The following is a 16,190-nucleotide window of genomic DNA, read 5'->3' as shown; positions in this document are numbered from 1 at the left end:
CGCCTCTATGTTAAACCTGTTTGCATACTGCCTTGCAAACTGCAAACAGGTTCTTACCCTTGACTAAAACAACAAAAAACCACACAAATACTCAATACATTTCAGCAACTTAAAACATGGCACGATTTAAGCAAACCTAGATGTAACAAATATTTTCCTAATGGAAATTCAACAATATATCGAGGTGGCTTATGCGAACTCACATCAAACAAGTGTCAGCATCAGTAAGAATTATCGAAACCCTACTGAGCTTGATGATACTGCTATGTATCAGTCCAATATTGGTGCTTAAAGCGATTTACCTAAAAGCCACCACAGGACAAGCTTTCGAGACTATCTATGTTCATAGCGGTGAAAGTGAACCCATTGCATTGTTACAGTTTTCCGATTCAAAATTTTCGAATCTACTGGGATTGCTCAATGTCATCAAAGGTGAACTAGGATTAGTAGGAGGCCAATGTCAGTATGCGGTTTTACCCTATCATGACTACTTGGTTCGTCCTGGTTTAATGTCCTTTAAGCAAATGCACACCAGAATGGGCATCAGCTACGATCAATATGTTATTAACCCAAAACTTAACTCTTCAGCAGTGTGTTACCTGCTAGCAACACTGCGCTGTCTGTTAGGGTATAGCTTATCTTCAACGGTTATTTGCTCAACTCAAAAGCAGTTTAGATTGTTCAACGTCACCATTAGTAATATTACCATGGGTGATGCTATCAGCAGTGTCATTAACAGTGCTAAAACGCCTCAGTGCGACAGCTATGCATTTGTGAATGCTGACTGCATGAATATCGCTTATAAAAATGAACAATATCGACAAATACTCAACCGCAACACCCACGTATTTGCTGACGGTAGCGGTTTACGTTTGGCCTGTAAAATTCACCACATTGCTTTAAAAGACAACGTAAACGGGACTGATATGTTTCCCCTTTTATGCCAACAAGCTGCCGAACAAGGTGTGGGCATATTTATGTTGGGAGCAAAACCGGGTATCGCTAATAAGGCTGCTGCAAAAATGCAGCAACGCTTCCCACTATTACGTATTTGTGGCATTCATGATGGTTATTTTTCTGCACAGCAAACCGATGACGTTATCAACAAAATTAACGCTTCTGGGGCAAAGATTTTACTACTTGCTATGGGCGCACCAACACAAGAGCTTTGGATAGCCGAGCATAGTTCAAAACTCAGCGTTGGTGCGGCTATTGGTGTCGGGGGCTTATTTGATTTTTATGCAGATGCGGTAAGCAGAGCCCCTGTTGCGGTTCGTCAAATGGGAATGGAATGGATCTGGCGATTAATGCAAGAGCCCAAAAGAATGTGGCGCAGATACGTTGTGGGTAATCCTTTGTTTGTCATGCGCGTTTTTATCGCGTTAGCCAAGCAAACAATGTTCAATCGCAAACCTGAACCGACGGCTAAATCAGATCAATTGCAAAATGCATCTGCCAAGTTTCAAAATGCAAATTTTGCCGCGGCAGTTGAGCAAAACTTCTCAATGTTAGGAAAACACGCACCACAGGTTAATCACAAAAAATATCAATGGTTTTTCCTTAAAATCAAACTGAATCAAATCGCCAAAAGACTACTTGATATCTTTGGTTCAAGTGTCCTGCTGATATTACTTTCACCACTATTTTTACTCACAGCATTGGCAATTCGTTTCGAATCCAAAGGTGCGGTGTTATTCAGCCAAACCCGTGCTGGGCAAGACAATCAACCTTTTACTATGTGGAAATTTCGCTCGATGTTTAAGGATGCCGAAGCCCGTCTAGCCCAGCTGCAAAGTGAAAATGAAATGCGCGGTGGTGTGCTGTTTAAAATGAAACAAGATCCGCGAATTACCTACGTTGGCAAGTGGATCCGCACGCTCTCTATTGATGAATTACCACAACTTTGGAACGTGTTAAAAGGCGATATGTCATTAGTTGGCCCGCGTCCTGCATTACCTAGTGAAGTGAATCTGTATCAATTGTCAGATAGACGTAGATTAATGGTGAAGCCCGGCATCACATGTATTTGGCAAGTCACTGGAAGATCAAATATTCCATTTGATGAACAAGTTGAATTGGATGTTGATTATATCTACCAACAATCACTGGCTAAAGATATTCAATTGTTGTTTAAAACCATACCAGCGGTGTTATTTGCCCGTGGTGCGTATTAGGAGAAGACCATGCAAGCTATTATTTTTGCTAATCGCTCAGCCACAGAGTTAGCACCACTGAATCGTCAGTACTGTGCAGCACTGCTACCGGTGGCGAATAAGGCGTTAATTGAATACACCTTAGAAGACTTATCTTGTGCTGGTATTACCCATGCGAAGATTGTCATTGCCAATAAGGCGAGTGAAATTGAAGCTCACATTCGCAGTGGAGCTAAATGGAACTTAACAGTAGATTATTTTTTAAGTAAACCAGAAGAAGATGTCGATACCGTGCTGCAACGTATGCAGTTAGATATTAATCAACCACAACTAATTGTCCGTGGCGATATCATTCGAAGCCCTTGTATCGCAGAATTTATTGAATTTGCATCTCAATTTCCACAAACATTCGTTTCAGCATCAATGGAAGATAAAAACCCTGGATTAATTATGCTTCCGGCGGGTAAATCCTACTGTCAAAATCTTAATTGGCCTTTAGCTTCGTCAAAAATTGAACGAAAAATACCTATATATCAGGTATTACATGGTAAAACCTTTTATTTAGATACCCTTGAAAGTTATGTGTTTGCTAATCGATATATATCGAATAGAGCAGAAGAGTTCTCTTTAAAGGGTCGACGTATAATTAATGATATCAATACATTAGACGTACTTATTGAACCCAATTCCAAAACCCCAACATTCTTTAAACAAAACCTTCGCGGTATGATTGGTTCAAATTGCTTTGTCGATAAACAAGTCACATGTAGTGGTTCAATTATTATTGGTCAACATTGTTATATTGAAAACAGCGAATTAAGTAACAGTATTATTTTACCCAATACCTTTATTGGAAAGAATTTATCCCTGGTAAATAAAATTGTTTCTCAAGATTATATTATTGATATAACCAAAAGCACTTGGGTTCAGGTACAAGATCAAAACTTGGTTTCAGCCACTGTTGCTAAAACCATGACTAAAACATCACTATCAACTCAAATCACGGCTATGTTGCTACTTTTAGTTTGCCTACCCTTGGTTTTATTATCGTTAATTGCTGCTTTCATATTGCAGCCTAAACACCCTATTAAACGTTTTAACGCATATAGCAATCAACAATCAAACATTGAGCTTTACGAAATAGCCATAAATGCACCCTTACTAGCCAAACTGCCCCAGTTGTGGAATGTCATTAAGGGAGAACTCCTCTTGTTTGGCGCAAGCTCAACACATAATCAACATGCTCAATACGGGGTATTTGGCCCAGTACAACTGTTACTTGATAAAGATGCCCCAGAAGAAGAAGTCGAATTGGTTGAAATGGAGTTTCAGCTGTTAAGTCAACTCGGATACGTCAAACGATTATGGCAATTAATTTAACGAGTTAACGCCCCATACAAGCTATAAACTTGAGGATACAGATATGAAAACCATCATAACCTACGGTACATTCGATTTATTTCATTTCGGCCATGTGAGATTGTTCAAACGCTTGAAAAATTTAGGTGATAGATTAATTGTGGGTGTATCAACCGATGAGTTTAATGCCTTAAAAGGCAAAGCCGCATTTTTTAATTATCAGCAGAGAATCGAAATTGTTGAAGCCTGTAAATACGTTGATATGGTGATTGCTGAAACAGATTGGCGACAAAAGCGTAGCGATATTATTCGCCTCAATGCCGATGTATTTGCCATTGGCGACGATTGGGCCGGCAAGTTTGATGAGTTAAATGATATTTGTAGCGTCTTATATTTAGAGCGAACCCAACAAATATCGACCACTGATATCAAAAATAATTTAGCTACTCCTACTGCCACGATAATAAGCCCGCAAACGGCTTAATTCACGGTTTACTCATCTAACTAGGATAACCGCCATGAATGCAATTTTACTGTTCATTCGCTTTGCTATCACACAGCTTATTTATACCCTTTCTGGCTTTACTCCTAGAAGCCACAAAGCGGTGATGGGCTGTTATAAAGATAAATTTGCCGATAACAGTAAATACTTATTTTTACACTGGCAGCAGCAACAAACTCTACGCGCCATTTGGATATCCGCTGATAAACAGGTAGTAAAGCGTTTACAAACCCAAGGGCTTGAAGCTTATTTAAGATGGTCGCTGTTAGGTGTTTGGCATGCTGCAACCGCTAAATTTTATGTGTATAACAGCTATATTGGTGATGTTAATCAATATCTTGCTAAAGGCGCAGTTAAAATTAATCTATGGCACGGTTCACCATTAAAACAAATCGAATTTGATATCAGCAATGGCCCGCTATTTCAGGTTTATCACCCCGAAAGCCTTAGCCAAAAGTTAATGGCTAAAGTTCTGTACCATCAACAACATGTCCGCCCAAATTTAATGCTCGCCCCCAGTGATAAGGTTAAAAAACTGTTTAGCAGTGGTTTTAGAATTAGCGATGAGCAGTTTTTAACCTGTGGTAATCCCCGCACTGACTATTATCAGCGTTACAAGAGCAAAGATTGGTTGCAACTTAAGCTACCACCCAATACACGGCAAGTGATCCTGTATGCGCCGTCTTGGCGCGACAGCCATTTAAATACCGCAACCAACATTTATACTCAAGCTATCGACTTTGAACGTTTGTCAGTACAATTACAAAAGTCGAACCAATGTTTGTTGTTAAGATTACATCCCAATGAAGCCCATCTTGCGACTGAGCTGAGCCAATATCCGAATATTATTAATGTCACTTTTTGGGATGATATTTACGGTATCCTTGAAAAAATTGATTTGTTAATTACAGACTATTCATCTCTCTATATTGATGCCCTGCAATATTCATGTGAAATCGCTTTTTTCTTATTTGATAAAGCCCACTATCAAGCAGAATGCCGCAGTGAATATCCCTATGTGGCTAAATTACCAAAAGCGGGAATAGATTTAATCACCTTTAAGGATTTACAAGATTATTTGAATGAATTTGCAGATAAGCAAGAAGACTTAACGCAACGTGAAGCAATAAATTGGCTGCGAGGGTCAACAAGAAATCGTTTGATGAATACCTTTTGGCAATATAAAAGCCGCTGTGCTTTCGATTGCTTAGATGCATTTGTTCAAGATAAACAAATTGAAGCCACAAAAAAGCCCGCATAAATGAGCAGGCTTGTTTTGCAGCAATTAATTATTTTTTACGCCAGGTTGTGCCACTTGGGCCATCTTCTAACACAACACCTAATTCGTTTAAGCGATCACGTGCAACGTCCGCTGCTGGCCAATCTTTTTCAGTACGGGCGCGGTTACGCTCAACAATCAAGGCTTCAATTTCAGCCACTTCATCATCACTACCTTCACCTTTGAAAAAAGCGTCCGGAGTTTGACTTACAATGCCTAATACTGAGGTTAACTGTTGAAGGCTAACACCCAATGCCGAAGCGGCGGACATTTCCGTTAACTTAAGACGATTAATTTCACGCACCATGTCAAACAGCACTGAGTAGGCTTCAGGGGTATTAAAGTCATCATCCATAGCTGATTTAAACTTAGCGATGTACTCGGTGGCAGGTGCTGCCTCAACGGTTAAGTCTAAATCCTTTAGCGCGGTATATAAACGCTCTAATGCCGCACGAGCTTGTTTTAAATTATCTTCAGAATAATTTAGCTGACTACGATAATGGCCTGACAATAAGAAATAACGCACGGTTTCTGGATCATAATGCTCAAGCACATCACGAATAGTGAAGAAGTTACCTAACGACTTAGACATCTTTTCACGGTCAACCATCACCATGCCTGAGTGCATCCAATAGTTCACATAAGGCGTGTCATGGGCACAACAAGACTGAGCGATCTCGTTTTCATGGTGCGGGAATTGTAAATCGCTGCCACCACCATGAATATCAAAATGGGTCCCTAAATGCTTGCTATTCATTGCAGAACATTCAATGTGCCAACCAGGACGACCTGGGCCCCAAGGTGATTCCCAAGTAGGCTCACCCGGTTTAGACATTTTCCACAACACAAAGTCCATCGGATTTTGCTTGCCTTGATCCACTTCTACGCGGGCACCAGCTTGAAGTTGGTCAAGGTTTTGCCCTGATAGTCGGCCATAATCTTTATAAGAAGCCACACTGAACAGCACATCACCGTCTGGCGCAACATAAGCATGTCCGCGGTCTAATAAACGCTGCACCATATCAATAATTTCTGGCATGTGCAGAGTTGCTTTGGGTTCAAAGTCAGGGCGAACCATGTTTAGTGCATCAAAATCTTTATGCATTTCAGCGGTTAAACGCTCTGTTAACGCATCGCAAGACTCGTTATTTTCATTGGCACGTTTAATAATTTTGTCGTCAACGTCAGTAATATTACGTTGAAAATTAACCTCATAACCAATGTAACGTAGATAGCGCACTATCATGTCAAAAGATACGAAAGTACGGCCATGACCGATATGGCATAAATCATAAATCGTTACGCCACACACATACATCCCAATTTTACCTGGGTTAATCGGTTTAAACTCTTGTTTTTCACGGCTTATACTGTTGTAGATCTTTAACATCGAAGTTCTCTTGTATACAAGTTTAGTGGGAATATTGCTTGCACCGAGTCTACCATGTTGCACACGGTTTTGAACACTGCACTTTATGAGTCAATCAAGATAAGTTAGAATCGCGCAAATTATTTTATCTAGGTGAGAAAACATGATTACTTTACATACCAATTTCGGTGACATTACTTTGCAATTAGATGCTGAAAAAGCACCTATCACAGCAGCTAACTTTATGAAGTACGTTGAAGATGGATTTTTCGATGGCACGATTTTTCACCGTGTTATTGATGGTTTCATGCTTCAAGGCGGTGGTTTTACTGAAGATATGGGTCAAAAGCGTTGTAATGAAGCGATCAAAAATGAAGCAAACAACGGTTTATCTAACCGCAAAGGTACTGTTGCTATGGCACGTACTTCTGATCCGCATTCTGCAACCGCGCAGTTTTTCATTAACGTAAATGATAATACTTTCTTAGATTTCAAATCAGAAACTAGCCAAGGCTGGGGTTACTGTGTATTTGGCGAAGTGGTAGAAGGCATGGACGTGGTAGAGAAAATCAAAGGCGTAGCCACTGGCAACCGTGGTATGCATCAAGATGTACCATTAGAAGCCGTTATTATTCAAAGCGTATCAGTTAAGTAATGCTGACTGCTTTTGTGGGTGATTTGCACTTAAGTGCTGATCGCCCCGACATCACCCAAGCATTCTTACAGTTTTTACAGCAAGGCTTAGATAATGTAGAAACCCTTTACATTATTGGCGACTTGTTTGAAGTCTGGATGGGTGATGATATTGCCGAGCCTTTTACCCTAGAGATTGCTAGCGCATTAGCCCGCGTGGCTGAACAGATCCCGGTGTTTTTTACACAGGGAAATCGTGATTTCATGTTAGGGAAAGCTTACTGCAAGCAAGCAGGTATGACATTGTTACCTGACATCTTTGTCACTCAACTATATGGTGAATCAACAGTCATATTACATGGCGATAGCTTATGTACTCTAGATGTGGGTTACCAAAAATTTAGACGTTTTCGAAGTATTGCTTTGGTTCGTTGGGTTTATTCACATTTACCTAAACAAACTCGTTTAAACATTGCCGCCAAGATCAGACAGAAAAGTCAGCTTGGTAACAAACAAAAACAATACGAGATAATGGATGTCGAGCCAAGTGCCGTTGATAGCCTGTTGACGCAGACAGGATGTTCGTTAATGATCCACGGTCACACGCATCGTCCGGCTATTCACCAATTGCCCTATGGTTTAAAAAGAGTGGTTGTCGGTGATTGGTATACTCAAGGTAGCGTGCTAATGGTCAGTCCTGAGGGTTGTAATTTACTGCAATTACCCTTTGACGCAAATTAACCCCTACTTAAATCGGCCTTCATTACCATTCATGCAAACCTCTTAAACACGTTAATCGATAATCTATTCGACAAATAAAATACACTCCAGAAAGCCAATTTACGCGTCAATAGCGAGTCTATTGCAAGTAAATTTGACGCAGTTAGCATGTAAAAAATTGCTTGATGTGCATTTATTATATAGAGCTGCGGTTACTTAGTGGTTTTATGCAGCAACACCTCTACGGTTGGCATGCCACTGTGAAATCGAAAATCATTATCTTCAGCTAGGATTAACTCGGCTTCTTTAATTCTAAAAAATTCGACCCGTTCAGTGATATTCCCCCCAGCCACCTCTTCAGCCAAAGACAGATAGTCTTGATAATGACGCGCTTCTGAACGTAATAAAGACGTATAAAACTTAGCTAACTCATCATCTAAATGCGGTGCCAGCTTGGCAAATCGCTCACATGATCGGGCTTCAATAAATGCCCCGACAATCAATTTATCAATAATGGTTAATGGTTCATGGGTGCGCACATGGCTAATCAACTGCTTGGCATATTGCCCTGCGCGCATATTGGTATAGGCAATACCTCTACTGGCCATAATCTGCAAAACCTGTTCAAAATGATGAAACTCTTCTTTGATCAGGCGTATCATTTTGGAGAGTAAATCTGCACTTACCGCTAAATGCTGACTGGCAACAAGGTCTGCAGTAATATCGTTTTTCTTAACATCCCGATTTAAAAACGCCTTTGCATCTCGGGTCTGACTATAAACAAAATCTTCATAGGGTTTTGCCCATAACTTTAAAATATCCGCACTACTTTTCTCAATCGCGTATTTACGGATCATCATCATCGCAGTTTGTGCAGCTTTTAACTCACAATTGCAATGATCGATGAGCAATACGTGTAGTTGCTCTGGTTTTTTAGCCGCTTGTATCCAAGACTCTGGCGTTTCACAGCCTAAAAATGCATTAATGGGGGCAAGTAATTGCTGCATGAGTAACATTATCCTTTTCAATCTATATGGACATATTACCTAGCAAGTGTTTTTTTCTGAAGACAAAAACACAATACCGCTTGACGAAACGCTTTTTATGTTCAATAAATAGTCTAGGCGCTGTTAAATTTAACTAAACATTAACATGCGCATCAATCACCTTAAGTGGATAGACTTCAAATTGGGAATGAGGTCATTACTTAGCAACTTTACTACTCAATTTTGTAGCGCTAAGTATGTGTTGGACTGATTAAGGCGATTGTAAAGAGCTGTAGTCAGTTCGTCTGTAGTTTGGCGAACTTGTAGTAATGTGCTGAACAAGGATAACTATAATGATACTAAATCACTTAATGGGGCTTTACACTCATCCTAAACAAGAGTGGCAAACGATTGAAAAAAACCATGAGGCATTAAAAAGTAGCTTAAGTCATGTACTGCTAATTGCCCTCATACCTGCTATTTGTTCATATTTTGCGACAGCGCATATTGGTTGGAATCCAGGAGCCGGTGAGCCACTGTTTTTAACCAGTGAAAGTGCGATGTTTATGTCGGTTGGCATGTACTTCGGTTTAATTGCTGGAGTGATGGCATTAGCTTATTTAGCTTATTGGATGGGTAAGACATTTGATGCCAGCCCAACTTATACTCAAGCCGTAGAATTAGCTGCATATACAGCAACACCATTATTTATGGTGGGTTTAGCTGCACTGTATCCAGTTTTGTGGTTTATCATGGTCGTCGGACTCGTCGGCTTAGCTTACTCAGTCTATTTACTTTATGCTGGCGTACCTATCATCATGAATATTCCAGAAGAAAAAGGCTTCATTTATGCTAGCTCTGTGGTCACCGCAGGTTTAGTGTTATTAGTTGCCTTAATGGCATCGAGTGTCATTTTATGGAGCTTAGGCTTTGGGCCTATGATGCAATAGCCATCAACTGACATAATAGATTTTGAAATTGTTTTGTTAGATTAATCCCAATAAAAAACCAGTCATCAGACTGGTTTTTTTATTAGCTCATTAGCAACAAACTAAATCATTAATTACTTATATTTACGAAGAATTAATGTTGCGTTTGTTCCACCAAAACCAAAGCTGTTGCTCATAATGGTGGTTAACTCTGTTTGGCGAAGCTCACGAACAACAGGAATGTCTTTAGCTTGTTCATCAAGATTATCTATGTTGATGCTTGGAGCGATAAAGCTATTTTCCATCATTAACATACTGTAAATCGCTTCATGAACACCTGCAGCACCTAAAGCATGTCCTGTCAGCGACTTAGTTGATGCTACAGGCGGAATCTTGTCTTTAAAGACAGTACGTAATGCTTCTAGTTCACGCACGTCACCAACAGGTGTTGAGGTACCGTGTGAGTTAACGTAGTCAATCGGTGTATCTACATCTGCTAATGCCATTTGCATACAACGAACAGCACCTTCACCTGATGGTGCGACCATGTCGTATCCATCAGAAGATGCACCATAGCCAACCACTTCAGCATAAATCTTTGCACCACGCGCCAAAGCGTGCTCTAACTCTTCAACAACAACGATCCCGCCGCCGCCAGAGATAACAAAACCATCACGGTCTGCATCGTAGGTACGCGATGCTTTGGTTGGATTGTCATTATACTTAGTTGATAACGCGCCCATAGCATCAAAGCCCATGGTTAACGTCCAATCAACTTCTTCTGCACCACCCGCAAATACCATATCTTGCTTACCCATTTGAATAAGCTCAACAGCATGTCCAATACAATGCGCTGAAGTAGCGCAGGCTGAACTAATTGAGTAGTTAACACCTTTGATTTTAAAAGGCGTGGCTAAACATGCACTGGCTGTACTCGCCATAATACGTGGCACAATATAGGGGCCAACACGTTTTACGCCTTTTTCACGTAATGTATCAGCAGCCACTACTTGATTAGAAGATGACGCCCCACCAGTACCCACAACCAAACCAACACGGAAGTCTGAGTATTGTTCTTCGGTTAAGTTAGCATCGGCAATCGCTTCTTCCATTGCGATATAAGCATAAGCCGCTGCATCGCCCATAAAGCGTAATGCTTTACGGTCAATGTGATCCGCAGGGTTGATTTTAATATCCCCCCAAACGTGGCTACGTAACTTCATTTCTTCAAACTGATCTGAGTGAGTAATACCACTACGCCCAGCTTTAAGTGAATCTAGAACTTCTTGCTTGTTGTTACCGATACTTGAAACTACACCTAGACCGGTGATCACGACTCTTTTCATTATTTGATATCCATTTGGTAGATGTCGGCACTTAATTGCGGCAATAATATCTGTTTTAGTGCTTTTAAGTGGTCAGCTTTCCATAAACACAGGTAAAATAATGCCAATTATTCCTGTTTGAGTAAATTATTTTGAGTAAAAGCACCAATTTATTCATCGTAAATCATTATAAACAATACCTCCAGCAGCTTCTGCTGACAGAAAAAATGGTTGCAACCAATAACCTAGTCCATATTGGCCACATAGGATTAATGCAACCTGAACACCTTAATGATTTAATCTGTGCATTGACTCAGCAGCAGAATTTATCTGCACCTAGCGCCACACGTTTTCATATCAGTTTATTCACCGGACACACTCAAGCACAACAGAGTGAATTTACGCATTTTGTGGCCAAGCTAATACAAACGCTTACCCAGTTCGTTAAAGGTATCGCTGTTGCGCCTATAGAGGGTTGCCAGCGACTTGACCTACAAAACAACATCACCATCGACTGCTACTTTGGCTCGCCGATTGAACAGCTAAAGGCTATTGCAAACCACCGTCATACTGTTCAACATTGGTTTGTTGCCAGTAGTACGCTGCAGCCAATACTCAGGGATCACTTTTACTCATCCGCAGCAATGTGGCAACTTGGACGACTCAGCAGCGATAATGCGGCCCTGAGTATTTATGACATTGACCAACAAGCCGTGCAGCCTTTAGCCAACGAGTTAAAAGCTATCATCAAGCACAGTGGATTTCAGTTATTAGAGCAACACCAGACTCATTCGAATGTGGTTGATGTCATTGCATGCCAGGAACGCCAAACGCTAAGAAATCAGCAGCAAGCAAATTATGCTTATCAAGGCTTATTAACGCCACCATTGATTGCTGACACAATTGGCATCATCGGCGGCGGAATAGCCAGTGCATCACTTGCACTATCGTTAGCGCTAAGAGGTAGAGATGTCGTATTGTATTGCCAAGATGACATGCTGGCACAGGGGGCTTCAGGAAATCGCCAAGGAGCAATTTACCCGTTATTAACCCCAGAAAATAATGCCCTCAGCCAGTTTTACCAGCATGCTTTTTTGTATAGTCGCCAACGCGTTCAACGCCTCATTAGTCAAGGGTTCACCACAAGCCACGATTTTTGTGGTGTATTACACACAGGCTTTGATGACCGCACTAAAGCCAGATTAACCAAAATTATCGATGGTCAATCATGGCCTTGCGACATCGCCCAGCCCGTCTCACAGGCGCAGGCAAGCCAAATTGCTGGGGTTGATATTAATCAAAACGGCTTATTCTATCCATTAGGTGGCTGGATTTGCCCCCATGAGTTCGCTAAGGCATCGCTTGAACTCGCAGCAACTCTGAGTAATATTACCCTTAAATTGAATTGTAAAATTAAGCAGATTATCAAGGGTGAACAAGGCTGGGAGTTATATACCCAGCAAAATGCCAACGCCATTGCCCAGCACAAACAATTGGTACTGGCTAATGGTGAAACCTTAACCCAGTTTACCCAAACAGACCAAATCCCATTAAGCGGATTCAGAGGGCAAGTAAGTCATGTGCCCTCTCAAGGTCAATTAGCACAGCTCAAAACGGTCATTTGTGCCAATGGTTACCTCACACCAGCCCACGAACAGCTGCACTGTGTTGGCGCAAGCTATGTTAAAACGTCAGAAAATCTAGCATTTTGTCCAAAAGAGCAATATGAAAACGGCCAAAAAATGCGCCAAAGCTTCGCTAATGCCGACTGGCCACAAGACATTGATATCAGTGAAAATGATGCCAGAGTGGGTGTGAGAATGGTCAGTCGTGATCATTTCCCAGTAATGGGCTTTGCCACCGACATGGAAACATTAAACCAACGTTATCAAGTCCAATTAACCAGTAATGATAAACCCAGTTTATGGCAGCGATACTGGCAAAATACATCAGCACCAATCCATGATGGACTGCTTGTATTAGGTGGTTTTGGGTCGAGAGGATTAAGCTCAGCGCCCCTAGTCGCTGAATGTCTTGCTGCAAACTTGTGTGGCGAGGTTATGCCTATCAATCTTGAAACACAAACACTGCTAAGCCCTAATCGAATGTGGATGCGAAAGTTACTCAAAGGCAAAGCGATATAAATTGAATGCTATAGGCTTAAAAAGCTGATGCTTATTTGGACAAAATTTGGTTGGAAGATGACACCATGTACAAATGATCCCGTGAGACGCCGCTAGCAGCGTCACTGATGGCTGGGCAACACAAGAGTTAACTCGGAACTAGACAAAATTGGCTCAGAATGTGTCTTTTTATCAAAGTGTAAGCAGACCCAATTAAATATTCAAAGACGTCAAATTGATTACAATTGGCTTCAAGTGCAAATGCTCCAGCGAGACGCCGCAAGCACGTCCGTGTGGGCTTAACCAAAACATCCATGTTTTGGATACTCGCTGGCTCATCAGCACCTGAATTTTTGTCTCTTCGATTAAGCTTCATTGATGGTGTAGTAACACAAGAGCTAACTCGGAACTGGACATTTCCGAGTTAAAACATTCATTCTAATTCGTGAGTTTCACTACATTTGGCATGCAATTTATAAAGTTTTTTGTATTCATCTAGACCAACAACTATAGCTTTCTTAATTCTATCTACATCACCACCACAGACGTTTCTGCTTGCTGCTTTATTGATAGATTCAGACTCAAGAGCAACCAAAAGTAATTCGTCAGGCTCAGGTAATGCTTCTCTAGAGTATTTTTCTTCAACTAAATCACTATTTTTACGGATACTATCTAGCTGCCCAGAAAGTAAGACTCTTGTAACTTCTTTTATATTTAATTTAAGTTCATGCTCGTTGTTGGATTCTTTAATTTGTTTATATAAAAGCCAAAAATCATCTAATCGCTCATCTACTGTACCGCCACTACCAAACCCGCCTGGAAAACGGGCAGCTAACTTTAGGAGAAATATAAAATTTCCAACTCTTGCTTTTTTAAGGTCTTCAATAGATTTATCTGCTTCTTTTCTTACTTCTTTTAACTTTACAATATTTCCGGCAACGGAGAACTCTTGTACTTCAGATGCGAAAGAAATAATTAGACCTAAGACCGCAAATGCGATAACAACCGTAACAAATTCACCACCAGATATTTTTTCTGCATCTAATAAATCCCAACCAAAGAAAACACTAAAACCAAAAAGTGTAAATCCGAATAGTGAAAGTAATATTTTCAACTTGAAGACTCCTAGGAAATATAACGCCCAAAGCAGCGAGCGCCGCTTTTTGGCGTCCACTGCCTTTGTTTGTTATGCATTTTCACCAACTGACTCTACTTGTGTATTAAGTATCTGGCGCATCATTATGAGTGAAAATTTCACTCCGTCTTTTTCTTCGATCATATCCTTAAGATATATCTTGTTGTCGTCGTATTTTTCGGGAAAACGAATACTCATATAAGTCATGCGTTTTTTATCTGCTTCCCAGAAGCGATACTTCACTTCATCGTGGCCTGCATACTTCTTTAGAAAGCGGTCAAGCGTCAGACGTTCTCTCTGCCAATTAACTAGCTCTTTACTCACCCACACCTCATCCCATGTTTCAAATACGGGAAAATGATCGAGTATGTTACGCACGAACTTAAACAGAGGGCCTCCAATCTCAGATTCCATCGGAGGACGCTGCGTCTTTAGCGCTTCAAGTACATGCTTGAATGGCTCATAAGCCAAAAGCTCGGCATAAACCGCAAAGATGCTCGACACTTTGCCAAACCTATAGCAGTCCTCTTTTTTCCCAGAAACAATCTATCATGATCTCATCGTACAAGTCGTAAAATCGGTTGTACCCAAGACTGAGGAATAACTCTTCGGATTTATTAGGTCTAGCTTCCATTGCTCAATCTACCTAAATGCATTACGAGACTGTAGAATAACTCTAACAGCCAAATTCAATTAGAAAACGAGCTCCTGAAATCAATTCTAAGCGCTTTTAAGACACTTGGTAATGCATTTGGAACCCATAAAATAGGCTGTATTTTCTTAACAAAGAGTAATTCTACAGCCTCAACGCACTGCTAATAGGAAAAATAGTTGGTTAAAATTAGCGACGAAGGAGCAAAACCAACTGTTTTTTGTCCTTGTTTAACAGCTTGATACTTACAATTACACCAACACTAGTGAAAAAGCACTTAGCCAAATTAGCTGAAAACCATATGAAATACGCTGATGGATGCCAGGGTTGCTTTGGGATTTTACTGCTTTAGCCATAGCAAAAAGAGAATAAACAGCAGCGACAACAGAAACCAGTGAAAAAATACGGAAATATAATGGGATAATTTCAGTTGTTGGACTTATGGCAATTAATATTGGTGCAACAACTAACGAAAGCAACATGATAAAACCAGCCCAAGAATGCACCTTACAATTAAAAGTTGGATTCTTAGTAAATGGATCTGCGTCCATTGGGAAATAACCTGCGACCCAAGTACCAACACCATGAGCTATAACCAACCAACCCGCAACATTCACTAAAGTTGAAACATTTGAGAGTTGTGCCAGATACCAACCGAAAAAGCAAAATAGAAAACCAAGAGGATAATTATTAATCAAAGGAGACAATTTTTCAGTTGGGCTACCAGTTGCACCTAACTCACTACAAAATTGCTTAGAATGGCTGTAGCCAGCATAAAATCGACTTGCTACATAAACACCGATGAAGATCCAGATTGTTGCAATTAACCCTGAATAGATCGCAATACTTTCAAGCACTACCAAAATCCTTTTTGTAAACTAACGTTTAGTATTTATGCTATAGGAATTTTCTTTTTAACGGTAGTGGTATTTTGTAAACCTTTCGGCTAATTGTTTGTTCTGATTACACCTTTTAAGGTGGCTATCACGTCATGGGGCAAAACCAAGTCAGTATTTTAAAATAAT

At 40.5% G+C, this 16,190-nt stretch carries 14 protein-coding genes; 8 read left to right on the top strand and 6 right to left on the bottom strand.

Annotated elements, in window-relative coordinates; genetic code table 11:
• The first annotated feature begins 191 nt into the window (after nt 1-191).
• From IEY03_RS14125 to IEY03_RS14110, 4 genes are read left to right on the top strand one after another with little or no spacing between them, the layout of a single operon-like run.
• The gene (locus tag IEY03_RS14125) at nt 192-2,174 is read left to right on the top strand and encodes a WecB/TagA/CpsF family glycosyltransferase (protein ID WP_188842830.1); all 1,983 of its coding nucleotides are present in this window, start codon (nt 192-194) and stop codon (nt 2,172-2,174) included.
• A gap of 9 nt (nt 2,175-2,183) precedes the next feature.
• A complete protein-coding gene (locus IEY03_RS14120; protein ID WP_188842828.1) occupies nt 2,184-3,533 on the top strand; it encodes a sugar phosphate nucleotidyltransferase in 1,350 nt (449 codons plus the stop codon).
• Between the two features lie 43 nt (nt 3,534-3,576).
• On the top strand, nt 3,577-3,996 hold the full coding sequence (locus tag IEY03_RS14115; RefSeq protein ID WP_188842826.1) for an FAD synthase family protein: 420 nt from the start codon (nt 3,577-3,579) through the stop codon (nt 3,994-3,996).
• A gap of 34 nt (nt 3,997-4,030) precedes the next feature.
• Entirely contained in the window at nt 4,031-5,275 is a 1,245-nt protein-coding gene (locus tag IEY03_RS14110) for a CDP-glycerol glycerophosphotransferase family protein (protein WP_188842824.1), read from the top strand.
• A gap of 28 nt (nt 5,276-5,303) precedes the next feature.
• Here the strand turns inward: IEY03_RS14110 and cysS are convergent, their stop codons facing one another.
• Nucleotides 5,304-6,683, bottom strand: a complete 1,380-nt coding sequence (cysS, locus tag IEY03_RS14105; protein ID WP_188842822.1) for a cysteine--tRNA ligase — start codon at nt 6,681-6,683, stop codon at nt 5,304-5,306.
• A 142-nt stretch (nt 6,684-6,825) separates the two neighbouring features.
• Between cysS and IEY03_RS14100 the strand changes: the two genes are divergently transcribed.
• Together IEY03_RS14100 and IEY03_RS14095 are read left to right on the top strand one after the other, a co-directional pair.
• Nucleotides 6,826-7,317 carry a peptidylprolyl isomerase gene (locus IEY03_RS14100; RefSeq protein ID WP_188842820.1) on the top strand — a complete coding sequence of 164 codons (492 nt, stop codon included), beginning with the start codon at nt 6,826-6,828 and terminating at the stop codon, nt 7,315-7,317.
• Nucleotides 7,317-8,036, top strand: coding sequence for a UDP-2,3-diacylglucosamine diphosphatase (locus IEY03_RS14095; protein WP_188842818.1), 720 nt, complete (start codon nt 7,317-7,319; stop codon nt 8,034-8,036). Before IEY03_RS14100 ends, IEY03_RS14095 begins: the two co-directional genes overlap by 1 nt.
• 191 nt (nt 8,037-8,227) lie before the next feature.
• Here IEY03_RS14095 and miaE read toward each other — a convergent pair whose 3' ends face one another.
• Nucleotides 8,228-9,022 (bottom strand): tRNA isopentenyl-2-thiomethyl-A-37 hydroxylase MiaE, encoded by a 795-nt coding sequence (gene miaE, locus IEY03_RS14090; protein WP_188842816.1) that lies wholly within the window; start codon nt 9,020-9,022, stop codon nt 8,228-8,230.
• A gap of 332 nt (nt 9,023-9,354) precedes the next feature.
• Between miaE and IEY03_RS14085 the strand changes: the two genes are divergently transcribed.
• The gene (locus IEY03_RS14085; RefSeq protein ID WP_188842814.1) at nt 9,355-9,951 is read left to right on the top strand and encodes a Yip1 family protein; all 597 of its coding nucleotides are present in this window, start codon (nt 9,355-9,357) and stop codon (nt 9,949-9,951) included.
• A gap of 113 nt (nt 9,952-10,064) precedes the next feature.
• Here the strand turns inward: IEY03_RS14085 and fabB are convergent, their stop codons facing one another.
• Entirely contained in the window at nt 10,065-11,276 is a 1,212-nt protein-coding gene (fabB, locus tag IEY03_RS14080) for a beta-ketoacyl-ACP synthase I (protein WP_188842812.1), read from the bottom strand.
• A gap of 131 nt (nt 11,277-11,407) precedes the next feature.
• Here fabB and mnmC1 point away from each other — a divergent pair, with 131 nt between their 5' ends.
• On the top strand, nt 11,408-13,399 hold the full coding sequence (gene mnmC1, locus IEY03_RS14075) for an FAD-dependent 5-carboxymethylaminomethyl-2-thiouridine(34) oxidoreductase MnmC1 (RefSeq protein WP_188842810.1): 1,992 nt from the start codon (nt 11,408-11,410) through the stop codon (nt 13,397-13,399).
• Nucleotides 13,400-13,811: 412 nt separating this feature from the next.
• On the opposite strand, the gene IEY03_RS14070 is transcribed toward mnmC1, so the two are convergent.
• From IEY03_RS14070 to IEY03_RS14060, 3 genes are all read right to left on the bottom strand, one after another.
• Nucleotides 13,812-14,492 (bottom strand): hypothetical protein, encoded by a 681-nt coding sequence (locus IEY03_RS14070; protein WP_188842808.1) that lies wholly within the window; start codon nt 14,490-14,492, stop codon nt 13,812-13,814.
• A 72-nt stretch (nt 14,493-14,564) separates the two neighbouring features.
• Nucleotides 14,565-15,017, bottom strand: coding sequence for a hypothetical protein (locus IEY03_RS14065; protein ID WP_229778341.1), 453 nt, complete (start codon nt 15,015-15,017; stop codon nt 14,565-14,567).
• Between the two features lie 399 nt (nt 15,018-15,416).
• The gene (locus tag IEY03_RS14060; protein ID WP_188842807.1) at nt 15,417-16,022 is read right to left on the bottom strand and encodes a DUF998 domain-containing protein; all 606 of its coding nucleotides are present in this window, start codon (nt 16,020-16,022) and stop codon (nt 15,417-15,419) included.
• Nucleotides 16,023-16,190 lie beyond the last annotated feature (168 nt).

It is taken from the genome of Shewanella aestuarii, assembly GCF_014647215.1.
Classification (GTDB): Bacteria; Pseudomonadota; Gammaproteobacteria; order Enterobacterales; family Shewanellaceae; genus Shewanella; species Shewanella aestuarii.
The sequence above is the reverse complement of the archived record's forward strand: the minus strand, read 5'-3'. Positions and strand labels throughout refer to the sequence as shown.